Here is a 23,744-nt window from a genome sequence, read left to right as displayed (position 1 = left end):
GGTTTGCTATGAGTCAGGAAACATCTTCCATCGTTCTGCCCCCTCTGCCCTATGCGGACAACGCCCTGGATCCAGTCATCAGCGCCAACACCATCGGATTTCATTACGGAAAACACCACAAAGCCTATGTGGACAACCTGAACAAGCTCATTGCAGGTACGGAATACGCAGGTCTTTCCCTTGAAAAAATCATCACCGCTGTGGCGGGAAAACCGGACAAAGCGGGTATTTTCAACAATGCGGCCCAGATCTGGAATCACACGTTTTATTGGAACAGCCTGAAACCCGGTGGCGGAGGAGAACCCCCTGCGGCCCTGAAAGAGAAGATGGAGGCGGCCTTTGGCAGTGTGGAGGCCTGCAAAAAGGCCCTTTCGGATGCGGCCCTTACTCAGTTTGGCAGTGGCTGGGCCTGGCTTGTGATGGATGGGGGCGTTCTGAAGGTGGTGAAAACCGCCAATGCGGAAGTGCCCTTCACCTCTGGGATGAAGCCCCTTGTGACCCTGGATGTCTGGGAGCATGCCTATTACCTGGATTATCAGAATCGTCGGGCCGATTATGTTCAGGCCGTACTTGACAGGCTCATCAACTGGAGTTTTGCCCTGGAGAATGCTTCCTGAGCAAAGGGGATGCAATGAAAAAGCCGGTGTTTCTGCTGCGATGCTGTATCTGGATTTTTGTTATGGTTGCGGGCGCAGGCTGTGCGGTGATGAAAGATGCTGGCATGTGGCAGACACCGGAGGCCAGTTTTACCGCAACCCGCCTTACGGCCTTAAGCCTCAGCGGCGCGGAAATGGAAGTGGAGATGGAGGTTTTTAACCCCAATCCCTACAGTATTTTCGTAGGCGCACTGGATTATGCCCTGGATATCCAGGAGACAAGGGTGATGTCCGGGGAACAGAATCAGGGGATTCGCCTGGAGGCGGGGCAGCGGCAGAAACTGACCTTGCCCCTGGGGCTGGAGTTTGCAGAACTTGCAGAACTTGTGGGTCATCTGCGTCAGAAAAATACCCTAAGCTATGCCATTGAAGCGGGGATGCGTTTTGACGTCCCTGTGGCCGGAACCCTCAGAGTACCGCTGAAAACCAAGGGAGAACTTCCCATACCCCAGCTTCCGAGGATACGGGTTGCAGGGCTTGATCTTCAAAGCATGAGCCTTGGTGGGGCTGAAATGAGCCTGCACCTTGTACTTGAAAATCCCAATGCCTTTTCCCTTATGCTGGAGCGTTTTGATTATTCTCTGATCCTGAACGGTCATGCTGTGGCTGAAGGCCAGGTGGCGCGCAAAGGTGTCTGGGAGGCGGGGAGCGAAAATGAGATCGTTTTGCCTTTGCGGCTTTCCTTTGCTCAGACGGGGCTTGCCCTGTACAATGCCCTGCGCCGTGGCGGGGAAATGGATTACAGGCTGGGTTTTGACAGCGAGGTGGGAAGTGGTCTGCCTGTACTGAAGAGTTTTCCCTTTCAATCCGAGCAGCAGGGTAAGGTGGCTCTGAGCCGCTTAAGCGTAAACATCTTGCTCGTGAAAGCATAAAAGGAATCCTGGTTGTCCAGGATTCCTTTATCGTTTATGGATTTTCATCCTTTAAGGACTTGTGGGAAACCCGGGTTTCGCATGAGGGCCCAGGTCATAAGGAAAGTGGATCAGTGAAATACTACGGTCCGGTTGCCCTGTACAAAGCTCAGGTCCCAGGCGAGGATGGCATCTTTTCGCCAGTCTTTGTGGCGAAGATCCTGAAGAGCTGGAATTTTTTCCTTGTAGCCCGCCACTGCGGTGGGGGTTTCCACGGCAACGCCCCGAGCCCTGGGATTGTGCGCTTTCCAGTGGGCCACAACATCAATTCTTCTTCTGCGAACTCTGGCCTTGTGATGTCTGCGTTCTGCCTTTCTGGTGCTTTTTTCCATGGTTGCTCCTTTCGATTGGGTGCTAAGGGCATCCGGCTTTTTTCCACTTCCAAAAAAGCTTGATTCAACAATAAGGCATCCTTTTGGGAAAAGCAAGTATGTTTTTAGTATTTTTCTTACAAAAGTTAACCAGTTTAAGGTTTGGTTTCCTTTTCCTTTTCTGCTGCAGGCGTCTGGGTCTTCTCCTCTCTGGGTTCAGGCGGCGGAAATAAAAGGGAAAAGGGCGCGCCCCGGATGTGCTCTCTGAAGGCGGCCATGACCTTGGAGGCGCTCTGGATGCGGGTGCCACGGGCCCTGAGGGCAACGTAAAGGGCAAGCCCGAAGCTTACCCAGAGGTTGCAGAAGGAAATGAGGGAAACATAGAAGAAGTAAAGGGCAAATTCCAGAAAGCCTGGAAAATAGGCGGACATGGCATACCCCAGATTTCCTGAGGCAAAGGCCACATGACGGATGCCCAGGGGAAGACCGAGGAGAAGTCCCACATAGGCCGTACCGCCCAGAAGCATGCCAAAGAAAAAATTTCCCACAAGGGCGCCGTAGTTTTCGTGCATGTAATCCGCAAAGCGGTGGCGGAGTTTTTCCGGAAGGATGCGGCGGAGAAGGGGGTGGTTTCTGAGGCGGGCTCCAAGGCCGACATAGGCGGCGCGGTTATCAAAAAAGCCTGCGGTGAGGCCCGCCACAAAGAGCCAGACCCCGGCGATGCAGGCATGGAGAAGCGCCAGGCTGGCAAAGGGTTTCAGTTCATAAATCTGGTAGGCGCGGGCTTCCGGGCTGAGGAGGGGGGTACCCTGGAAGAAGGTGAAAGTCCATCCGATGCCAAAAGCCAGAGAAAGGGCCACACTGACATTGCCCACAATGGCGATGAACTGGGAGCGGCTTACCTGCACAAGAAGAGCTGCGATTTTTTTGGGGTTGGCACCGCCATGTTCCCCCTGTTGTACTGCTTCCGCCAGACGGGAGGCGGTCATGGCGGGCTGCTTGGTGGCGACGGTGAAGTGCAGGATGTGAATGAGCATGAACCCCAGGCCATAGTTCAGGCTGACCAGAACGGTTTCCGGAAATGGGGCAAGCTTCATGCCCATGATCTGGATTTTGATGAGGGCCATGAGGGCGATGAGAATGCCGCCGCCTGCGCCGGATCGGAGCATGGCAAGGTATTCTCTGCGGTTGCGGGTGATATAGTGTTCGCCGTGATCACTGGTGTTTTCTGTGATGCTCCGGGAAAGCAGTTTGATGTTGCGCTGGAAGAGAGCCCCCACACTGTAACGCTGGCGGCTGGCGCAGGCCAGTTCCCGGAAAAGACGGATGGCCGTCTGTCTTGATGTGTCGGGGTCTTTGGGGTTCAGCAGATTGAGGATGTCGTGAATGCGGTTTAAGGTCTGGTCCAGGCGCTCCAGCAGATAGGAAAGGGGAATGCTGGTGCCTTTGGAAACGGATTTTTTACGAAAGGCATTCACGGCCTGCATGCACTGATCCAGCAGTACCCGGGCGTGGGCATCATCTTCAAGGCTCTGGCGCTCGCCACCAATCCAGGCCTCATAGCTGCGGCAGTAGCGGGAGACCTCCCGCTGAAGGGCCACAAAGGCCGAATCTCTGGCGATAATTTTGGGCTCCAGGCGCACAAGGTCCGGTTCCAGTTCTTCTCCCGCCACCCAGATGGAGAGCATTTCCAGGGCATAGAGCAGTTCGCTGATGGTTTTTCCCAGAAGAGCCGGGGCATCTCCATGCTCCGCATTCCAGAGAATTCTGAAAAGGTGCAGCCAGCTTTCTTCGGGAAGGGCTTGAATCCACTGGGGGTCATGCTTTTCATGGAATATCAGGCTGAGGGCGTCGGAAAGGCTGTCTCGGTTGAGGGGAGCGGGGTTGATGTGTTCGTACATGCGTTTTCCCAACTCCCGGAGAAAGCCCTGGCGTGAAAAAAGGCCCAGTACGGCAAAGGCCAGGAAATAGTTGGCCGTTCCCAGCCATTTCTTCAGAATATCCGCAAGCAGTCGGCTGGCTTCGGGGTTTTCTTCCATGGCCTTGTCAAGGTCTTCTATGCGCTGGCGGATGGCTTCCGTGTTTTCTTTGGGGTCGGGCCGCAGCCAGTCCGCGATCAGCCGGAGAAGATGGACTGCGGAAACATTTTCAGAAGAAAGTGTTTCAAAAATCATCCGGGGTGTGGGGCGAATATTGGTTTGCATGGGGTTTTTCCGAAAAAAAAGGCCCGTAGTTGGCAGGGATGGAGGATCAGTTTTTCCGCTGCAGTGTGGATGGAATATAGGGCATCTTTTCCGGCTGCACAAGAAGAGGTGAACAAAGGCGACTAAAACTCCGTCTTGACCGGAAGGGCTCTGGGGTGCATGGTGCCTCTCAGATGCTTGGGTTGAGAAAAAGCATGCACGACAACGGAGAATTTTTCATGAAGCCCTATGCCCTTTTACGGCCCCATCTTGTGGAAAATCGTCATCTTCTGCTTCTGGGGTTTTTCTGTCTCATCCTTGTGGATGGCCTGCAGCTCTGGATTCCCCGGGTGGTCAAGCATGTGGTGGATGACCTTGCCGAGGAATCTGCGGGGCATGCGGACTTGCTTTTTTATGGTTTTCTTGTGATTTTCCTGGCCCTTTTCATCGGTGTGTTCCGTTATGGCTGGCGTCATTGCCTCATCGGGACCTCACGCAGGATCGAACGGGGGCTGAGGGACAGGCTCTATGGCCACGTCCTGACCCTGGATGCGCCCTTTTTTGATGTAAACCGCACCGGCGATCTCATGTCCAGGGCCACCAGCGATATCATGAATGTGCGCATGGCCACAGGTATGGGCATTGTGGCGGTCACGGATGCCATTCTGTTGGGGGGCGCTGCGGTGGGTTTCATGCTTTGGATCAGTGGTCCCCTGACCCTCCTGGCCCTCATTCCCATGCCCTTCATTGTGCTGACCACCCGGCTCATGGGAACGCGCATGCACAAGGACTATACCGCCGTGCAGGAAGGGCTCGGGGAGATGACGGAGATGGTTCGGGAGTCCTTTTCCGGCATCCGGGTGGTGAAGGTCTTTGGCATGGGAGAACTCATGGATGGACGTTTAAGGCGTCTTTCCGCAGACTACCTTGGCCGTCGCATGTCCCTTGCCCGCAGCACGGGCCTTATGATGCCCGCCATGGTCCTGTTCACCAACCTGGCCCTGGCCATTGTGGTGGGGGCTGGCGGTCGCATGGTGGTGGACGGCAGCATCACCACCGGCGATTTTGTGGCCTTTCTTTCCTATCTGGGCATGCTGACCTGGCCCATGATGGCGCTGGGCTGGATGACCAACCTGATCCAGCGGGGCCGGGCTTCTCTGGAACGTCTTGCCGAAGTCATGGGAAGCAGCCCGGAGGTCCGGGAGATGCCATCGTCCCTGCCTCTGGATAAGGCCATGGGCGGGCTTGCGGCGGAGCATGTGTTTTTTTCCTTCCGCAGGGAAGGACCGGAAGTGCTCCGGGATATCTCTTTGCGAATTGAACCGGGTATGCGGGTGGGGATAACCGGCCCGCCGGGCAGCGGAAAAACGGCCCTCCTGCAATTGTTTGCCCGGCTCTATGATCCCTCTTCGGGTACCATTCTTCTGGATGGCGTGGATGTGCGAAGTTTCTGCCTTGGGGATCTGCGGCGTCAGGTGCGATTTCTGCCCCAGGAGCCCTGGATTTTTTCCGGTGTTCTGCGGGAGAACATTGCAGGCCTGGGAGCTGTGAATGAAGAGGCCCTGGAAGCTGCCTGTGAGGCGGCAGAGCTTTCTGAAACCCTGGCCTCCCTGCCCCAGGGCCTGGAAACTCTGGTGGGAGAGAGGGGCGTTACCCTTTCCGGCGGCCAGAAGCAGCGGGTGGCTCTGGCCCGGACCCTTCTGCATCCTGCATCGGTGCTGCTCCTTGACGATCCCGTAAGTCAGGTGGATACGGTGACGGCAACCCGTATGCTGAAAGCCCTGGACAAGCTTGAAGGGTGCACCCGCCTGGTGGCGTCCCACCGTTTTTCCGCCATTTCCCAGGCAGACCTCATTGTGGTGATGGAAGAAGGGCGGATCCGGGCCATGGGAAGCCATGACGAACTCATGAAAACAGATGATTACTATGCGAGGACCTGGCGGATTCAGGCCATGGAAGCCGAGCTGTCGGAGGATGATCATGGGACCCCATGAGGAAAAAAAGCTGCATCCGATGGACGACATGGGGCTTGTGCGCCGCCTTTTTCCTTTCATGCGGCCCCACATGCTGGTGTTTGGGCTGGCGGTGTTTCTGGTTTTTGGTCTCACGGCCCTGGATCTTGCCATTCCCTGGCTTACCCAGCAGGCGGTGGATCGCCACATTGTGCCCACGGGCGGTCTTGCGGGAAAAAGCCTTGCCGTGGATGGGGAAAATCCCCTGGTGGCGGCCTTTCTTGTCCGGCATCCCGAGGCTTTGGACTTTTCCTGTGAAGGTATCTGCGTATTCCGGGAAAGCCTGGATTTTGCGGATGCAGAAACCCGAAGCGCCCTGCGGGAGGCGGACAGGCAGGGCGTGCTGACGCTGGCCCTGATTCTCCTTTTTGTGGCCATTGTCCATGGAAGCATCGCCTTTGTGCATACCCTTCTCCTGGAGCTTGGGGGGCAGCGCATCATTTATGACATCCGTCTTGCCATTTTCGGTCATCTGCGCAGGCTTCCCCTTTCCTATTTTCATGAAACTCCCCTGGGCCGCATGGTGACGCGGGTGACAGGAGATGTGGAAAATTTAAGTGAAATGTTCACCTCTGTGGTGACCTTTGTGTTTAAGGATTTTTTCCTGCTTTTTGGCATCGTGATCATGCTTTTTCTTCTGGATGTGCGCCTTGCCCTGGTCACCCTTGTGGTTTTGCCCCTTGTGATTCTCACAGCCGTTTTTTTTGCAAGGAGTTCGCGAAAGGCCTTCCGGGAGCTTCGGGTGCGCATTGCGGAGATCAATGCACGTTTTTCCGAAACCATCGGCGGCATGACGGTGATCCGGCTTTTTGGCTGGGAGAGGGAAACCAACCGGGTCTTTTCCGGGATCAGCCGGAAGCATTATGAGGCAGGCATGCGACAGGTGAAGATTTTTGCCGTCTTTATGCCCGCCATGGAAGTGTTAAGTTCCGTAGGGCTTGCCCTGGTGCTTTATTACGGTGGTCTTCGCGTGATGGGGGGCGGGGTCTCCTTGGGGGTGCTTGTGGCCTATATCTCCTATCTGCGGATGTTTTTCCGGCCTGTGCGGGACATTGCGGAAAAATACAACACCCTGCAGAATGCCTTTTCCAGTGCGGAGCGTCTTTTTCAGATTCTGGACGAGCCCCTGGGGGCTGAGGGAAAGAAGGACGGCCTGGATGCAGGCCCTGTGGAACACCTTGTTTTTTCCAATCTTTCCTTTGGCTATGAAAGGGATAATCCCATTCTGAAAAACCTGAATTTTGAGATCCGAAGGGGGCAGACCCTGGCCATTGTGGGGCCTACGGGCGCAGGCAAGACCTCCCTTGTGAATCTTCTTGTGCGGTTCTGGGACCCTGTGGACGGTTGCATCACAGTGAATGGCGTGGATCTTCGTCTGCTTTCCCTGGAGGGCTGGCGCAGCCGTCTTGCCATGGTGATGCAGGATCCTTTTTTGTTTGCAGGCACCCTGCGGGAAAATATGGAGGCGGATTCAGGGGGGCTTTCCGATGAGGCCCTGGAGAGGATTGTGCAGGCTGCAGGCTGCGAGCTTCTGCTTTCCCGCCTGCCCCAGGGGCTCCATACCCGGCTGGAGGAAGATGGCAGGCCCCTTTCCAGTGGGGAGCGTCAGCTGGTGTCCATTGCCAGGGCCTTTGCCCGGAATCCGGAAATTCTCATTCTGGATGAGGCCACAAGCTACGTGGATTCCCTTTCCGAAGGTGTGGTGCAGAAGGCCCTTTCCCGGCTTATGGAAGGCAGAACCACCATCCTCATTGCCCATCGTCTTTCCACGGCCCGGCATGCAGACCGGATTCTGGTGCTGCGAAAGGGGGAGATTGTGGAAACCGGCAGTCACGAGGTACTCATGGCCCAGCAGGGACTTTACTGGCGGATGCAGCAGCTGGAAGCCCTGGGAGAAGGAGGGGCGGTTCCGGAAAGGCCTTTGGGATAAAAGAAAGCAGGAAGAGGGGAAGGGTTTTTAACTGTTTTCCCCTGTCCAGGCCAAAGGCCCGAATGCGGGCAGGTCAGAAAGTTTTTCAGAGAACATGGTGGCCGTCCTCTGCTGCCCATGACAAGAGAAGGGGGCAGCGGGGTTTTTTACAGGCCCTTTTCCACCAGGCGGGCAAAGAGGTGCATGAGCCTTGCCGCTTCCGGCGTGTCCCTCACCCCATTGCCTTTGTCTTCCCGCTGTATTCTTCCCTTCCTCAGAGTGGAATTTTCTTTTTCCACATAGGCCCGCATGATGTCCGCTGTGTATTCGGGGTGGAACTGAACGCCCCAGGCACAGGAACCCAGGCGGAAAGCATGGGTGGGTTCATGGTCGTTGGCCGCCAGCCGGATCGCCTGGGGCGGGAGACGCAGCACGGTCTGGGCATGGGTGGCATGGACCTGAAAAAAATGGGGAAGTATTCCGAACAGGGGATCGTCCTGGCTTTCGGGAAGCCTTTGGATGGTTACGGTTCCGATCTCCTCTCCCAGAGGGTGAAACCCTGCCTCCCCTCCCGTTGCCCGGGCGAGGAGCTGATGACCGTAGCAGATGCCAAGGAGGGGGATGCTGCGGGCCAGAAGGGAGGGAATCCAGGCTTCAAGGCGAAGGCTCCAGGGAAGGGCATCGGTCACCATGGCGTGGGAGCCTGTGATGATGACGCCTGCACAGGCCTCCGCCTCCGGAAGTTTGGGGTCTGAGTGCACATCCAGGGTTCGGATTTCAAAATTCACCGGTCCCAGAGCGGTTTGAACCCAGGCATCGAAGTCTCCGAATTTCCGGACCACATCCGGAAAGGTGCTGCCGGTTTTTATGATGTAAAGGGGCTGCATGGCCTGTCCTTTCTGCAAAGGGAAAAATGGAGAGCCGGATGGCTCTTGGTTTCAGCCGGAATTCTCGCCTTTCTTATCAGAAATTCGCATTTTTTTGTCAAATTGCCTTTTTTTAGGCAAAGATTCCTGAAAGACCTCACGCCTTGCCCGCCTCCTTTTTCTCTTGCCCCAGAAAAGCCTTTGACTCCCAGAAAAAAGGGTAGTCTTTGGGCTCTTGATAAAAAATTTTATTCTGATGAATAAAATTCAGGCTTAAAGTTTTTTTAAAAATTCAGGTCTTTATTTCAGGATAAAAAAATTACCCGCTGGGAAACTCCGGAGGATCCCAGGCTCTTTGTGGCGGCTCTCCGGAAGGGGGAAAAGCGTTTTTTTATGTCATGGTTTTTGCGTTGCACCATCCTCATTTGGGCTGAAGGATGGCGGTTTTTAGATGTTTCTGTTTCCAAATGTTTTAAAATAAAGCTTTTTGTATTTTGATACGGCTGGATCCTCTGATTTTCGGGTTTTTTTCGCCATAAACGAATGAAAATCGCGTTTTATCGAATTTGCCATCCTGGACCATCCCAACCATCCTGATTTTCTGTGAAAAGAGCTTCTGGACAGCTTCCGGGAAACTGGCTAGTGTCCGGCCATCGGATCTGCGTACGAAAGGGGGAGAAAAGCCCCCTTTGTGAGATAGGCTTATGTGAATGGTCTTTTTTAAATGGTTCCTCAGGATGAAAGGAGTATGGATGGATTCTTTTCTCATGGCCCTTGTTGCGGTCGTTTTTGGGGGGGGGCTGGCGCTGGTGCTTCAGCGATGGTTTGCACGCATGAAGGCCACCACCTGCATTCTCATGGGTGGGGGATGTTTTCTGGGGCTTATGGATGCGCTTTTCACCCTGCTTCGCGGGCAGACCCAGACCCTTTCCTTTCCCTTTCTTCATATCTTTTCCCTGTCCTTTCGCATGGACGGGCTGTCCTCTTTTTTCCTCATTCCGGTTTTTGCCATTTCCCTTGTGGCTGTGCTTTACAGCTTCCACTACCTTGATGGGGCGGAAAAAGCCCTAAGAACCGCCATCAGCTATCTCTTCTTCGGCCTGCTCATCGCGTCCATGGCTCTTGTGGTGACAGCGAGCAACATGCTGAGCTTCATGCTGGCCTGGGAAGTCATGTCGCTCTCCTCCTTTTTTCTGGTGATCTGCAACCATGAGTCCGTGGAAAACCGGAAGGCCGGGTATCTTTATTTTGTCTTTTCCCATGTGGGTGCCATGTTTCTTTTTGCGGCCTTTGGTCTGATCTTTTCCTTTACGGGAAGCTTTGACCTTTCTGCCGCCTCCGGACTGCCCCAGGGAGCAAAATTTGTGGTGCTGGCCCTCTTTTTCATTGGTTTTGGGTCCAAGGCCGGGGTTTTTCCCCTGCATATCTGGCTGCCCCAGGCCCATCCCGCAGCCCCCAGCCACATTTCCGCCGTGATGTCCGGGGTGATGATCAAGACCGGCATCTACGGATTTTTGCGTGTGTACACGGATCTTGGGCTGTACAGCCCCATTGTGGGAGAGCTTATACTGCTTGCGGGAATGAGCTCAGGGATCATCGGTGTGGTGTATGCCCTGGCTCAGCAGGATCTGAAACGGCTTCTCGCCTTTTCCAGCGTGGAAAATATCGGGATCATCCTCATGGGCATGGGCATCGGCATGATCGGCGTTTCTTCGGGCAATGCCGTGATGGCCACTCTGGGCTTTGCAGGCTGCCTCTTTCATGTGCTGAACCATGCCATTTTTAAATCCCTGCTCTTCATGGGGGCCGGGGCTGTGATCCACAGCAGGGGCACGGGCCGCATTGATGCTTTGGGCGGGCTTCTGAAAACCATGCGCTGGACGGGTGTGACCTTTCTCATCGGTTCCCTGGCCATTTCCGGCCTGCCCCTTTTTAACGGGTTTGCAGGGGAGTTCTTTATCTATCAGGGGGCTTTCCAGGGTATTGGCCTCGACCGTACGGCCTTTCTCCTCAGCCATTTTGCCATCATCAGCCTGGCCATCATCGGCGGTCTTTCCCTGGCCTGCTTCACCAAGGTGATGGGTGTGGTCTTCCAGGGAGAGCCGAGAAGGTCTCTTACGGATGTCCATGGAGAAAAGGGGCCCGCCATGATGGGGGCCATGGCCCTTCTGGCGGGTGCTTGTATCCTCATCGGCCTTTTCCCAAGGCCCTTTTTTCAGATGGCCCTGAAGGGTGCGGCCTGCATCGGGCCGGGATATGGGGATCTTTCCCTGGAGCCTTTTCTGACCCTCACCACGAACATCAGCCTGGGAGCCGCTCTCTTCATCGGGGTGTTTGCCCTGATTTTCGGGCTGCGCGTGCTGCTGTACAAAAATAAGGAAATCACCCGATCTGGCACCTGGGGTTGCGGTTTCACCCGGCCCACGGCAAGGATGCAGTACACGGGAACCTCCTATGCAGCGTCCATCGTGGCCTTTTTCAGGCCCGTGGCCCCTTTCAGCGAGGATCATCCTCCGGTGAGTGGGGTGTTTCCGGAAAAAACCCACTTCCGGAGCGAGGTGAAGGATATCGCGGAAATGCATCTCGGCACAGTGGTGGTGAAGCCGGTGCTGGCCCTTTTTGATAAGCTCCGCTGGATTCAGCACGGCGATATCCACCTTTATGTGGGCTATATCCTTCTGACCATTGTGGTGCTCCTGTTTTTCATCTGAATTCCAGGCTCCTTTGAGGCCATGGAAAATTTGAAGAAAAACGATATGGAAAAAATTCATTGACCCATTTTCTATGGCGCACTCCGCTTCTCTGGCGGATGGAAGCGCCAGCAGGTGAGAATCCATGATGATTGAATCCCTGATACTCTGGGTGCTGGCCATTGGACTGGCTCCCTTTTTCGCGGCGCTGATTTTAAAGATCAAAGCCCTTTTCGGCGGTAAGAAGGGGCCTCCGCTTCTCATCCATTATTACACCCTGATCAAGCTTTTTCAGAAAGGCTCCGTTTACAGCACCAGCACCACCTTCATTTTTAAGCTGGGCCCCATGGTTTCCCTGGCTTCCGTTCTGGTGGCCCTTCTTTTTGTGCCCATGGCGGGTCGCGCTCCGGTGGTTTCCTTTCATGGAGACGTGATCTTTCTTTTTTATCTGCTGGGTCTTGGCCGTTTTTTCACCATTGCTGCGGCCCTGGACACAGCCTCCCCCTTTGAGGGCATGGGGGCTGCGCGGGAAGCCTTTTTCCCCATCATCTGTGAGGCCACTCTCTTCATGGTACTGGTACTCTTTTACAAACTCACGGGCGGCCTGAGCCTTGCCACCTATTGGGGTGGCACTCAGCCCGGTCTGCTCTGGCAGATGGCGGGGGCTCCCCTTTTCATTGTGGTCATTGCCCTTTTCATTGTCCTTCTGACGGAAAACTCCCGGGTACCCGTGGATGATCCCGCCACACACCTGGAGCTGACCATGATCCATGAGGTCATGGTGCTGGATCACAGCGGCCCGGATTTCGGATTCATTGAGCTTGCAGCCTTCTGCAAGCTTTTTCTGTATGCGTCGCTTGTGGCCCTGCTGGTGATTCCCGTGCATACGGGCTTTTTTCTCATGGATCTGGCCCTTTTCGGTCTGGCCCTCTTTCTGGTGTACGGCGCTGTGGGCATCACGGAATCCGTTGTGGCCCGTTTCCGGATGGATCGCGTGCCGAGGTTTGTCATCACCTCCTTTGGGCTGGCTGTTTTTGCAACCATCATCACCCTGGAGTTTATCAAATGATCGAACCCCTTGACACCATACTGGCCCTTGTCCTGCTTTCCATCCTCTTTTCCTTTGGATCCAGCATGTTGCCCGGACTGATCAAGCTGGTGGCCTTTCAGGGGGTCTTTGTTTCCCTGGCCCCTCTGTTTCTGGATCACACCACGGGGCTGGGTGGCATTGCCTTCACCCTCGTTACCCTGGTGATCCGGGGGATCATCATTCCCCTGTGCATTTACATGGCCATCCGCAAGGTGGCCATCCGGCGGGAGGTGGAACCCATCATAGGCTACAACGCCTCCGTGCTCATCGGTCTTGCCCTCATTGTGGCCGCTACCTTTGTCAGCCGGAATTTCACCCTGCCTTCCAGCAGTGAGAGCGTCCTGCTCATGCCCACCACCATCACCCTCCTTGTGGCGGGCATGTTCATTCTCATTGCAAGGAGAAACGCCATTGCCATGGTGCTTGGCTATATCATGATGGAAAACGGCATCTACCTTGTGGGCACCACCTTCTCCATCCGCGCCATCCACATTGTGGAATTCGGCATTCTCCTTGATATTCTGGCTGCGGTCATGATCATGGCCATCATTCTCCAGAACATCAAACATACCTTTGACGACATTGATACGGCATTGCTCCGTACATTAAAGGAATAGGGGCGTGATCCATGGTTGAACTCATTATTCTCATCCCCTTCATCACGGGGGTTCTGGCCTTTTTCATACCGAAAAATATGGGCCGGATGCTGCTGGTCATCACAGGGGTTGCCCATCTTTTTTTCTCCCTGATGCTCTGGGCCTTAAGACCCGAGGCCCTTTACCCGGCCTATTTTGCGGTCACACCCGAGGGACTCCTTTCCCTTATTGTGATTTCTCTCCTTTTTTTCCTCGTATCCATCTATTCCACCTCCTACCTCAAAATGGCGGAGCTCGAGTCCGAGCCCGTTTTCATCGGTTCCATGCTGCTTTTTCTTTCCACCATGACCATGGTCACCGTGTCAGACCATATCATGGTCATGTGGATCGCCATTGAAGCCACCACCCTGGCCAGCGCCCCTCTGATCTACACCTACCGCACGGCCAAGGCCCTGGAGGCCACCTGGAAGTATGTGCTGATCTGCTCCGTGGGCATTGCCATGGCCCTTCTCGGTTCCGTGCTCATCACCGTGGCCATGGATGCGGGGCATGTGGAGGCTCCGGTGTCCTTTTCCGCACTCACGGATGTGGCCACCCGTCTGGATCCCTTCTGGCTCAAGGCGGGCTTTGTCTTCATTCTGGTGGGCTATGGCACCAAAATGGGCCTGGCCCCCATGCACACCTGGCTTCCCGACGCCCACAGCGAGGCCCCCAGCCCGGCCTCGGCCCTTCTCTCCGGGGTGCTGCTCAACTGCGCCTATCTTGGGATTTTCAAAACCCACAAGGTCATGGTGGCCGCAGGTCTGGGGGCTTTTTCCGGCGGAACCCTCATGTTTTTCGGCATCCTTTCCATCCTGGCCGCAGCCACCTACATTCTTAAGCAGAGTGAGTACAAAAGGCTTCTTGCCTACTCCAGCATTGAGAACATGGGGATTATCGCCTTTGGCACCGGCGTGGGAGGAATCGGTGTGTACGGAGCCATGCTCTGCCTCATCCACCACAGCCTTATCAAGTCTTCCCTTTTTCTCACCTCCGGGAACATCCTCCTGGGCTACGGGTGCCGGATCATCCAGAACGTGGGGGATCTTGTAACCCGCATGCCCCGCACCTTTGTGGTTTTTTTCGCAGGTTTTGCCGCCATCTCCGGTTTTCCGCCCTTTGGCATGTTTCTCGGGGAAATGCTCATCATCATCGGAACCTTTCAGGCCGGTCACCATGCGGTGGCCTGTCTTTTCATCGCAAGTCTCTGCGTGATTTTTGCGGGATTCTGCTATCAGATCATGTCCATTTCCTTTGACGAGACCACAACGGCCCACAGGCTGCATGTCACCAACTGGATGCTCTGGCCCCAGTACGCCCTGCTGGCCACCTCTCTGGTTCTCTCCTTCTGGATGCCGGAGACCCTGTACCGGACCATCGCGGCTGCGGTGCGCTCCATTGGAGGAGGATACTGATGGAAACGAAATTTCTGGAAATTTCCCACAGCACGCTTCTTGCGCGGGAGGATCTTCCCCTCCTTTCCTTTGAAGATTTCCGCGAGGGGGCCTGCCGCATTGTGGAAAAGGGCGGACAGGTGGTACATTTTTTCGCCTTCATGGAAAAAGAGCGGCCCCGGCTCCTGGCCGTGCTGCGGACAGACCGCCTGCTGGTGGCAAGCTGTGAGGCGGAGGAAAGCTATCCTGCCTTAACCCTGCGCTGCGAACCCTTTCATCTCTTTGAGCGGGAGATTGCAGAGCAGGCCGGTATTCGGCCAGAAGGACATCCCTGGCTGAAAATGGTGCGTTACCACGCCAACGAGCGGGGCCTTGCCGATGTGTTCGGCAATGACTACAGGGAGGATATTCCCGGAAACTATCCCTATTACCGGGTGGAAGGCGAAGAAATCCATGAGGTGGCCGTTGGGCCCGTCCATGCGGGAGTCATTGAGCCGGGGCATTTTCGCTTTAACTGCATCGGCGAGCGGGTGCTCAACCTCGAAATCCAGCTGGGTTACCAGCACCGGGGGGTGGAGGCTCTGCTGAAGGGTGCTTCTTCCCGCAGGCTTTCCCTGCTTGCGGAAAGCATTGCGGGTGACACCTCCGTGGGGCACGGGCTCTGCTGCGCCCAGGCGGTGGAGGCCCTTTCCGGCCTGACTCCGGATGAGGGAGCCCGGGTGATCCGTACCGTGGCCTTAGAGTTTGAACGTCTGGCCAATCACATTGGCGATCTGGGCGCTCTGAGCGGAGATGTGGCCTTTCTGCCGCCCGCCAGCTATTTCGGACGGCTCCGGGGGGATTTTCTCAACCTCTCCCTTCTCGTCTGCGGCAATCGCTTTGGTAAGGGGCTGGTGCGTCCCGGCGGGGTGCGTTTTGCCATCACCGATGAGATCCGCAAAGAGCTGAACAGACGGCTTGGGGAGCTGGCCCCCCAGGTGAGCCATGTGATCCGACTCCTTCTTACCACGCCCAGTGTGCAGGCCCGTTTTGACCACTGCGGCGCTGTAAGTCAGGAGGATGCCCGGAAGCTGGGGCTTGTGGGACCTGCGGGCCGGGCCTGTGGGCTGGCCTATGATGCAAGGCGGGTTTTTCCGACGGAGCATTACGGACGGATTGATATTCCCGAAAACGCCAAAACCGGAGGCGATGTCCATGCCCGGGCCATGGTGCGGGCCGAAGAGATTCTGCAATCCCTTGATATGGTAAAAGCCCTTCTCAATGGCCCCATCGTGACCCGGTGTGTGGAGAACGGGGATCATGCCCTGACCCCTTCCTCCTTTGTGGTCACCCTCAATGAGGCCTGGCGGGGTGAGGTTTCCCACTGCATTCTCACCGATGAAAGGGGCGGCATTCTTCGCTACAAGGTGAAGGACCCTTCTTTCCACAACTGGAACGGTCTGTCCATGGCCCTGCGGAATACGGAGATCTCGGATTTTCCCCTGAACAACAAGAGCTTCAACCTCTCCTACTGCGGTTTTGACCTTTAAAAATCCGGACCTCCCTGAGGGCGGTTCTGCCTTCGGATATCGGATAGATGAGAGAATACCATGCTGAAAATACTGAAAAACAGAATGGAGCAGGGCTACAGGACATCCCCCTATCCCAAAGAAGGGATCACCCTGCCGGAACGCTACCGGGGAAGACCCGAGGTGAATGCCAAAGCACCTTCCCATCTGGTAAAACGCTGTGTGGAAAGCTGTCCCCAGCAGGCCATTGACGGAAAAAACCTTCGCATTGACATGGGCCGCTGTGTGTTCTGCGGAGATTGTGAGCGGATTTCCGAAGGAAAGTTTGTCACCTTTACCCGGGATTTCGGCATATCCGTTGCGGAAAAGGCCCACCTTCTGACCGATGGGGGCCTGCCTGAGCTGGCCGCGCACTCGAAAAAGCATTTCAAAAAGCTCTTTGGCCGCTCTCTGCAGCTGCGGCAGGTGTCGGCTGCGGGCTGCAATGCCTGTGAGGCGGATCTCAATGTTCTCGCCACCCCCTTTTTTGATCTGGCCCGTTTCGGCATCAATTTTGTTGCATCCCCCCGCCATGCGGACGGCATTGTGGTGACAGGGCCTGTGTCCCGGAACATGAGAACAGCCCTGCTCCAGACCTTTGAGGCTGTTCCCTCTCCCAGGGTGGTCATTGCCGTGGGAAGCTGTGCCCTCAGCGGCGGTCCTTTCCGGGGCAGCCCTGAAGTGAGTGAGGGCTTGGACAGCATTCTTCCCGTGGATCTTTTCATCCCCGGATGTCCGCCCCATCCTTTGACCAACCTCCATGCCCTGCTGAACTATTTTAAATAAGAAATTTTCTGGAAGACACCGGGGAGACGATAAGGCTGTTCTCCTTTCATGCAAAGGGGGGACAGCCTTGTGCTTTCAGTGGTTTTTTATGATGTGAAAAGAATCAGCGGAAGGAAACGGCTGTTCCGTAGCAAAGGACTTCTGAAGATGTGGCCATGATGGATGAGGTGGAATATCGGACGCAGAGGATGGCGTCCGCTTCCATGGCCTGGGCCTGGGCGATCATGCGCTGCATGGCCCTTTTCCGGGATTCCTCCAGCAATTGGGTGTAGCCTTTGAGCTCACCCCCGATCAGGGATTTAAGTGCGGCGAGAATATCCTTACCCAGGTGCCTGCTGAAGACAACGGATCCTTCCACCATGCCCAATATGGTATAGGGAGGTGATCCTGGGATTTCATTGGTGGTTGTGATGATCATAATCATGATGGGTTCCTTTAAGTGGGAGATGGCTGTGAATTTTCCTGGAAAATCCTGAAAGAGGGCGGATAAAAGAGGTTGTTGTTATGGTTTGGGTGTTTCCGTGATGCAGGGAGACCCTTTTTTCCCTTCTCACTGGCTGATGGCCTGCATACGCATCTGGATATAGCCATTGCGGATGGCTGTGTAGGGATCCACCGAGGCATTCTTGATGGTCTCATAATCACCGATGTGAAAGGAGGTGGTGTTAACGGTCTGCCCGCCTTTCACCCCAAGGCGGGTGCGGGTGTCCCAATCTGCATAGGTGGTGGGTTGCAGGAAAAAGTCACCCGCCTGGCCGATACCGTCCCGGAGGGTGGTGGGGCCCAGCAGGGGAAGGACCAGGTAAAAGCCGTTGCCAATGCCCCATTTTCCCAGGGTCTGGCCCAGATCCTCCGAAGGTACCTGGAGGGAGGGGATCTGCTGGGAGGCGTCGATAAGCCCGAAAATGCCCCAGATGGAGTTGACGAGAAATTTCCCCGTTTCCGCAGCCGCAGCCTTGCCCTTGCCCTGGAGCAGCTGGTTCACCACCCGGACCGGAGCGGCAAGGTTGTGAAAGGCATTGCGGATGCCTGTGCGTACAGGAGAGGGCGTCACAGTGCGCCAACCTGTGGCAACAGGTTTGAGGACCCAGAAGTAGAGGCGGTCATTGACAATGAAAATGCCCCGGTTGAGGGACTCCAGGGGGTCAGCAACGTAAAGGCCTGGGGATGTGGCGTATTCGGCTTCAAGTTCGGCAAAAAAATCATTGTCCTCATGGTCCCAGTAGGCCTCGGCATGGGCCTGGGAAGGGAGGTTGAGAAGAAAAAGAAGACTGAAAAGTAAAAGGGAGAAGGCGCGCATGGAAGGGGAGTTCCTTGATTTTTGGCGTTAAGGCCCTGGCGGACTACCGGAGCCGTAAAAAAAAGGGCCTGCCCCGGGTAAGGGAGGAGGCCCGGAAACGGAATAGATCCCCAGAGAAGCGGGATCAGAGGATGCGCAGGGCTTTGTCCTTGTCGGCCTCTTCGCTGGTTTTTCCATCCTTGCGGCGCTGGATGCGGTTTGTTTCCAGTTCTTTGATTTTGGCCTGCATATGGCGGATCAGGTCCGCAGGTTCTCTGCGAAAAAGAAAGTCTTCAAACTGGCTGCGGTAATTCTGCACAAGGCTGATGCCTTCGATCTGAATATCGTAAATGCGCCACTCGTTGCGGATATTGCGGAGTTTATACAGCACGGGAACCTCGCCCTGGCTGAGAACCACCCGGCTGCTGACTTCGGATCTGTCCTGGCTGATCAGGGTTTCCTGATCATAAACCACCTTTTCGTTTTTAAAATTGTCCTGCACCTTTTCGATATAGGTGTTGGCAAGAAGCTTTGCGAAAAGATCGGAAAACTCCTGCTGCTGGGGTTCGGAAAAACGACGCCAGTTGCGGCCTGTGGCCAGCATGGAGATGGTTCTGAAGTCAAAGATGTCTTGTACATGATCAAAGAGTTGCTGGTGCTGCTGCTCGGCAAGCTCAGGGGTTGCGTCTTTGTATGTGGGATCCTGCAGAATGGCGATGGCGGCATCAATGCGGGTCCGTATGGTTTCAAGGGGACCTGTTTCCGCAAGGGAAGCCAGGGGAAGAGCAAGGGATAAGAGAAAAAGAATCAAGAGATTCCGGAGTGCAGCCATGGGAGAACTCCTTTTTGTTTTTTTTAGTCTGCTGCCTATTGAACACCGCCAAAGACGTATTTTGCGATCAGATCTTCAATATCAAGGGGGGATTCCGTTTCCAGAAGGAGATCACCCTCAGCCAGGAGGAGGTCGGAGCCGCCGGGGGAAAGGCGGATGTATTTGTCGCCGATGAGTCCTGAGGTTTTGATGGAGGCAATGGTATCTTCGGATATGGGAATGTTTTTCTGGATTTTCAGGTGCAGTACGGCAACCAGGCGTTCAGGGTCGAGGGAGATCCGGCTGACACTGCCGACCTGCACCCCTGCGATTTCCACGCGGGCACCGTTGGTCAGGCCGGATACGGAGGCAAAACGGGCTTCAATGGTGTAATAATTGCTGCCAATGAGTTCCATCTTGCCCAGCTGGACCGTAAGGTAGGCCGTGCATAAAATGCCGATGATGACAAAGATGCCGACGGTGGTTTCAAGGGCGCTTTTTTTCATAAAAGACTCCATGGGGGTTGGGAGGCCATCAGTCAATGGATTTTAAATGGTTTTCACCCCGGATGAACCGACGGACCTCCGGGATCTGGCAGGCCTGGATTTCTTCCGACACGCCGGAAAAGACAATCAGGCCTTCATCAAGCATGATAATGTTCTGGGCGATGTGAAAGATATCCGGGATTTCATGGCTGACCACAAGGGCGGTGAAGCCGAACTGACGCTGGTAGTCCGCGATCATGGCGTGCACGGCGTTTTTGCGGATGGGGTCAAGGCCCGTGGTGGGCTCATCAAAAAGGACCACCTCGGGATCTGTGACCAGGGCTCTGGCCATGGCGACCCGCTTCATCATGCCGCCGGAAATCTGGGAGGGGTAGAGGCGGCCCACATCCCCAAGATCCAGTTGTTCCAGCCGGAGGAGCACTTTTTTCCGGATGGCTGCGGGAGAAAGCCGGGTTCCTTCCACAAGGGGCAGGGCAATGTTATCAAAGATCGTCATGGAATCAAAGAGGGCGCAGCCCTGGAACATATAGCTCATGCGGCTGCGAAAGGCCCGGGTCTCTTTTCTGTCCATTTTCAGGATGGGTTTTTCCCTGTAGAGGATTTCTCCCTGGCTGGGCTGCATGAGCCCGATGATGTGCTTGAGCAGCACGCTTTTGCCTTCCCCGCTTTTTCCGATGATGGCCGTGGTTTTTCCTTCGGCGATATCCAGAGAAACACCGCGGAGTACGGCATTGGATCCAAAATTCTTATGAACATTGACAAGGCGGATCAGAGGCGTTTCCATGGCGTCTCACAGGAGAAAGGAGGTGAGGATATAATCGGTGATGAGAATCAGCACCGAGCTCTGTACAACGGCGGAAGTGGTGGAGAGCCCCACACTTTTCGATCCGAAGGAGCCTTTGCGTCTGTGGGTGTAATATCCCTGGTAACAGCAGACCGAAGCCACCACAACGGCAAAGACCAGGGATTTTAAAAGCCCTCCGGTCACATCGCTGAGGAGAATGCTGGATTCCACCCTGGCAAAATAGACGCCCGGATTGATGCCAAGGAGTTTGGAGCCTGTGAGATAGCCGCCGATGATACCCACCACGTTGAAAAAGGATGCAAGAAGGGGAATGCTGATGATGGCTGCGGCCAGCCTGGGGCTGAAGAGAAAGCGGATGGGCTGGATGTTCATGGTTTTAAGGGCGTCTATCTGTTCTGAGATGCGCAGGATACCGATTTCTGCGGTCATGGCGGAACCGGCCCGGGCTGTGACCATAATGGCGGTCAGTACGGGGCCGAGTTCGCGGATGAGGGTCAGGGCGACGGCGGATCCGAGATAGCCTTCGGAGCCGAATTTGATGAGGGTGTAATAGCCCTGGAGTCCCAGGACCATGCCCGTGAAAAGGCCTGTGAGGCAGATGACAAGAAGGGACTTGGCACCGATGAAATAGATCTGCTGCAGGATTTTACGGGCTTGCAGGGGCCAGGAAAAAATGTGAAAAAAACCCGCCCCCAGAAAGAGGGCAAAATGTCCGGCAAGGCGGATGCGCTCCAGAACCAGTGCGCCCAGAGCGGCGGGCATGCCTGTGAAAGGGGGGGATTCCTGCGTCATGGTTTTTTTCGTCCTTGCATAGAAGAGGGGAAAGGCGGCTCTGAATCCGTCCGTTCAGTGTTTATTCCTATATGTGAAAAGCCTTGAGAGTGTCAAGGATGGCCGGACGGGAAGGGGGCTTTGGGCTCTTTTTTGGGGAAAATCAGGAGGACCTGCGCATGCCCAGAGACTTGGGGGCAGAAATGGACAGAAGTAAGGCGGGCGGCGGCCCATCGGCCGCCTGAGATCAGGGAGGCGGGTGTCGTTGGCGGGATTCTTTTGGCGGGTATTTTAAAAATTTTTTACCATGGCTTTCTTTTTTCAGCAATGATTTCTTATGGAAAGCCAGCAAGAAAGCAGGGGGTCCCATTGGCGGCAAAGAAAAAATACTATGCGGTGCTGCGCGGCAGAAAACCGGGAATCTACACGGAGTGGTTCGGGCCGGAGGGTGCACAGGTTCAGGTGACGGGATTTCCCGCAGCGCAGTATAAGGGGTTTGAGCGAAAAGAAGACGCTGAAGCCTTCATGCGGGGGCAGGCGGTGGATACACTGCCTGTCGGCGGAAAGGGAAAAAAGGTGGTTAAGCCCCCTTCGGCCCTGCTACAGGCCTCTTCAGAGGCAGAAGATCGTCCCATCCGCGTGTACAGCGATGGAGGAGCCATCGGGAATCCGGGGCCTGGGGGTTACGGATGCGTGGTGGTTTATGAGGATGGAAGCGAGGCGGTGTTCAGTGGTGGATTTTCCCTGACCACCAACAACCGCATGGAGCTTATGGGAGCCATTGTGGGACTGGAGGCGGTCAAGGGCAGGGGGCTTCCGGTTCTGCTTACTTCGGATTCCCGATATGTGGTGCAGGGCATTGAAAAAAAATGGGCCCTGGGATGGCGGGCAAGGGGATGGAAGAAATCCGATGGCACTCCAGCCCTGAATGCGGATTTATGGGAAAGGCTTCTGGAGCTTTCGGAGGCTATGGACGTGCGGTTTGCCTGGGTGAAAGGGCACAGCGGTCATCCGGAGAATGAGCGCTGTGATACCCTGGCCCAGGCGGCAGCCCGCAGTGGGAATCTGCCGCCGGACCGGGGTTATGGCGCGTCCCCATAGGATGTCCGGGACGCAAGGCCACAAGGAGGAGGAGGGAGGGCACGGGGTAAGCTGACGCTTGGGTGAGGCCTTGGCTGCAAGGGGATCTTACGGGATCCTCACGCCCCGTGCGGGCACGGATGAAAGGGATTTTCTCAGGCTGCGGATTTTTTGAGAAAGCCCACAGCGGGTTTCTGAGGTTTGGAAGGTCTTAAATCAAGGGTCTTCCGTATGTCCGTGATGAGGATATCAAGGGACAGGGTTTGCCTTACCGCATCCAGGGTAATGAAGTTGCCGGCTGCAAGGGCATCCAGCAGAGATGCGGAACCCGCCCGTGCGGTTTCCATGTCGAGTTTTTTTCTGGCAAGGTAGTCCTTGCAGAATCGACTGATGAAGGCCCCCTTTTCATGGGGGATACCATGGGCAAGAACCATGGCCTCCTCTGGGCTTACCTCCTGGAATATACCGTATTTTTTCAGGAAAAAGCGCCACATGGCGGCTTTTTCCCCTGGGCCCGGAGCCGGAATCCGGATGGGTGCCAGGCGACCGTCCCGTACCAGGGTGTCGTCAAAGACTTCTGGATCTGCGTTGGTGGTGATGCTGAACACCAGTTCCGGATAATTGGCGATGTATTTTTTCAATACATCCACAGCCTCCTGGTAATAGTCCACGCCGGAGCTGTTATGGCTGGCTCCGTTCATGACAAGGGACGTGGCCTCATCGAGAAAGATGAAGGCGGGTTTTTGGTTTTTACGGGTTTTTTCCAGAATTTCTGCAATGGCGGCATCCAGGTTATGGGCCAGAGAGCCAATGTATTTTTCACTGAGGGCCGCCACATTGAGCTCTGCACAATGGCAGCCTGCCTTTTCATACACCTCGCCGATGGCCTTCTGCAGAGCCGTTTTTCCCGTGCCCCCTTCTCCATAGAGAATAACACCGCTGCTTAAGGGAAGGTCTCCCCGGATGATTTCCGGAACACTGGTCCGGATGAGTACCTCATTGAGGACTTCAGGCGCCATGAAAATATGAAAAAGCGGCGCCAGGATTTCCCCATAGGGAGAAGGAGAGGCCTGAGTCAGCTGCGGCCTTTGCAGGGTTGCTTTTTCCGTAAAAACGGCTGGGGCGTCGAGGCAGAGAAAATCGGCGTGGCGCTCCAGATTGCGGGCCTTTGCGAGAAAAGGTGTAAACAGATCTTCGCTGGTGTCGACATCAAAGGAAAAAAGCTGTTCTCCGGTTCTCCGGATCAGGGGTGTGAGATTGCCGTTATAACGTCTGGAAACCTTGCCATTCAGGTGCAGCCAGAGGCGGTCGTGTTCATCCCGGAAAAGGGAACCCACCTGACCATACCCTTCTTCTCCTATCTCCATATTGCGGATGGCTTTGTATTTTTTGAAGGCTTCAAGCAACATGATGTCCCCCTTTCGTAAACGCCGCCGGGGTGAAAAAACCCCCTGACCTTGCTGCGGGGCGTTTGAAATTCTCATCGGCAGGGTTTGGGGCGG

21 protein-coding genes are annotated in these 23,744 nt (G+C 55.3%); 11 read left to right on the top strand and 10 right to left on the bottom strand.

What is annotated here, in order from left to right:
- Nucleotides 1–8 precede the first annotated feature (8 nt).
- Together RBR60_RS03215 and RBR60_RS03210 are read left to right on the top strand one after the other, a co-directional pair.
- Nucleotides 9–617, top strand: coding sequence for a superoxide dismutase (locus tag RBR60_RS03215; protein ID WP_320354400.1), 609 nt, complete (start codon nucleotides 9–11; stop codon nucleotides 615–617).
- Nucleotides 618–631: 14 nt separating this feature from the next.
- Nucleotides 632–1,528 (top strand): LEA type 2 family protein, encoded by an 897-nt coding sequence (locus RBR60_RS03210; protein ID WP_320354398.1) that lies wholly within the window; start codon nucleotides 632–634, stop codon nucleotides 1,526–1,528.
- 110 nt (nucleotides 1,529–1,638) lie between these two features.
- On the opposite strand, the gene RBR60_RS03205 is transcribed toward RBR60_RS03210, so the two are convergent.
- The gene (locus RBR60_RS03205) at nucleotides 1,639–1,899 is read right to left on the bottom strand and encodes a hypothetical protein (protein ID WP_320354396.1); all 261 of its coding nucleotides are present in this window, start codon (nucleotides 1,897–1,899) and stop codon (nucleotides 1,639–1,641) included.
- 134 nt (nucleotides 1,900–2,033) lie between these two features.
- The gene (locus RBR60_RS03200) at nucleotides 2,034–4,082 is read right to left on the bottom strand and encodes a site-specific recombinase (RefSeq protein ID WP_320354395.1); all 2,049 of its coding nucleotides are present in this window, start codon (nucleotides 4,080–4,082) and stop codon (nucleotides 2,034–2,036) included.
- Between the two features lie 218 nt (nucleotides 4,083–4,300).
- Here RBR60_RS03200 and RBR60_RS03195 point away from each other — a divergent pair, with 218 nt between their 5' ends.
- A complete protein-coding gene (locus RBR60_RS03195; RefSeq protein ID WP_320354394.1) occupies nucleotides 4,301–6,055 on the top strand; it encodes an ABC transporter ATP-binding protein in 1,755 nt (584 codons plus the stop codon).
- Nucleotides 6,042–8,003 carry an ABC transporter ATP-binding protein gene (locus tag RBR60_RS03190; protein ID WP_320354393.1) on the top strand — a complete coding sequence of 654 codons (1,962 nt, stop codon included), beginning with the start codon at nucleotides 6,042–6,044 and terminating at the stop codon, nucleotides 8,001–8,003. Before RBR60_RS03195 ends, RBR60_RS03190 begins: the two co-directional genes overlap by 14 nt.
- A 146-nt stretch (nucleotides 8,004–8,149) precedes the next feature.
- Here RBR60_RS03190 and RBR60_RS03185 read toward each other — a convergent pair whose 3' ends face one another.
- Nucleotides 8,150–8,869, bottom strand: a complete 720-nt coding sequence (locus RBR60_RS03185; RefSeq protein WP_320354391.1) for a glutamine amidotransferase — start codon at nucleotides 8,867–8,869, stop codon at nucleotides 8,150–8,152.
- Between the two features lie 731 nt (nucleotides 8,870–9,600).
- On the opposite strand from RBR60_RS03185, the gene RBR60_RS03180 reads away from it, so the two are divergent.
- The 6 genes from RBR60_RS03180 (at nucleotide 9,601) to RBR60_RS03155 (ending at nucleotide 16,990) form a co-directional block, all read left to right on the top strand.
- Nucleotides 9,601–11,559: a proton-conducting transporter membrane subunit gene (locus RBR60_RS03180; RefSeq protein WP_320354389.1), complete on the top strand. Its 1,959-nt coding sequence runs from the start codon at nucleotides 9,601–9,603 to the stop codon at nucleotides 11,557–11,559.
- A gap of 127 nt (nucleotides 11,560–11,686) precedes the next feature.
- Nucleotides 11,687–12,607, top strand: a complete 921-nt coding sequence (locus RBR60_RS03175; protein WP_413815447.1) for a respiratory chain complex I subunit 1 family protein — start codon at nucleotides 11,687–11,689, stop codon at nucleotides 12,605–12,607.
- On the top strand, nucleotides 12,604–13,245 hold the full coding sequence (locus RBR60_RS03170; protein WP_320354385.1) for a hydrogenase: 642 nt from the start codon (nucleotides 12,604–12,606) through the stop codon (nucleotides 13,243–13,245). Before RBR60_RS03175 ends, RBR60_RS03170 begins: the two co-directional genes overlap by 4 nt.
- Nucleotides 13,246–13,256: 11 nt before the next feature.
- Entirely contained in the window at nucleotides 13,257–14,678 is a 1,422-nt protein-coding gene (locus tag RBR60_RS03165; RefSeq protein ID WP_320354384.1) for a proton-conducting transporter membrane subunit, read from the top strand.
- Nucleotides 14,678–16,186, top strand: coding sequence for a hydrogenase (locus tag RBR60_RS03160; protein WP_320354383.1), 1,509 nt, complete (start codon nucleotides 14,678–14,680; stop codon nucleotides 16,184–16,186). Before RBR60_RS03165 ends, RBR60_RS03160 begins: the two co-directional genes overlap by 1 nt.
- 60 nt (nucleotides 16,187–16,246) lie before the next feature.
- Nucleotides 16,247–16,990 (top strand): hydrogenase, encoded by a 744-nt coding sequence (locus tag RBR60_RS03155; RefSeq protein WP_320354381.1) that lies wholly within the window; start codon nucleotides 16,247–16,249, stop codon nucleotides 16,988–16,990.
- A gap of 103 nt (nucleotides 16,991–17,093) precedes the next feature.
- Here the strand turns inward: RBR60_RS03155 and RBR60_RS03150 are convergent, their stop codons facing one another.
- The 6 genes from RBR60_RS03150 to RBR60_RS03125 form a co-directional block, all read right to left on the bottom strand.
- Entirely contained in the window at nucleotides 17,094–17,414 is a 321-nt protein-coding gene (locus tag RBR60_RS03150) for a YbjQ family protein (RefSeq protein WP_320354380.1), read from the bottom strand.
- A 126-nt stretch (nucleotides 17,415–17,540) separates the two neighbouring features.
- A complete protein-coding gene (locus tag RBR60_RS03145; RefSeq protein ID WP_320354379.1) occupies nucleotides 17,541–18,290 on the bottom strand; it encodes a VacJ family lipoprotein in 750 nt (249 codons plus the stop codon).
- A gap of 124 nt (nucleotides 18,291–18,414) precedes the next feature.
- Nucleotides 18,415–19,101, bottom strand: coding sequence for an ABC transporter substrate-binding protein (locus RBR60_RS03140; RefSeq protein WP_320354378.1), 687 nt, complete (start codon nucleotides 19,099–19,101; stop codon nucleotides 18,415–18,417).
- A 35-nt stretch (nucleotides 19,102–19,136) separates the two neighbouring features.
- Nucleotides 19,137–19,586, bottom strand: coding sequence for an outer membrane lipid asymmetry maintenance protein MlaD (mlaD, locus tag RBR60_RS03135; RefSeq protein ID WP_320354376.1), 450 nt, complete (start codon nucleotides 19,584–19,586; stop codon nucleotides 19,137–19,139).
- Between the two features lie 28 nt (nucleotides 19,587–19,614).
- Nucleotides 19,615–20,370, bottom strand: coding sequence for an ABC transporter ATP-binding protein (locus RBR60_RS03130; protein WP_320354375.1), 756 nt, complete (start codon nucleotides 20,368–20,370; stop codon nucleotides 19,615–19,617).
- Between the two features lie 6 nt (nucleotides 20,371–20,376).
- Nucleotides 20,377–21,183: an ABC transporter permease gene (locus tag RBR60_RS03125; RefSeq protein WP_320354374.1), complete on the bottom strand. Its 807-nt coding sequence runs from the start codon at nucleotides 21,181–21,183 to the stop codon at nucleotides 20,377–20,379.
- Between the two features lie 348 nt (nucleotides 21,184–21,531).
- Between RBR60_RS03125 and rnhA the strand changes: the two genes are divergently transcribed.
- On the top strand, nucleotides 21,532–22,263 hold the full coding sequence (gene rnhA, locus RBR60_RS03120) for a ribonuclease HI (protein WP_320354373.1): 732 nt from the start codon (nucleotides 21,532–21,534) through the stop codon (nucleotides 22,261–22,263).
- Between the two features lie 134 nt (nucleotides 22,264–22,397).
- On the opposite strand, the gene RBR60_RS03115 is transcribed toward rnhA, so the two are convergent.
- Entirely contained in the window at nucleotides 22,398–23,651 is a 1,254-nt protein-coding gene (locus RBR60_RS03115) for an ATP-binding protein (RefSeq protein WP_320354372.1), read from the bottom strand.
- Nucleotides 23,652–23,744 lie beyond the last annotated feature (93 nt).

The sequence above is a fragment of the Desulfobotulus sp. genome, from assembly GCF_034006065.1.
In the GTDB taxonomy this organism is placed as follows: Bacteria; Desulfobacterota; Desulfobacteria; order Desulfobacterales; family ASO4-4; genus Desulfobotulus.
The sequence above is the reverse complement of the archived record's forward strand: the minus strand, read 5'-3'. Positions and strand labels throughout refer to the sequence as shown.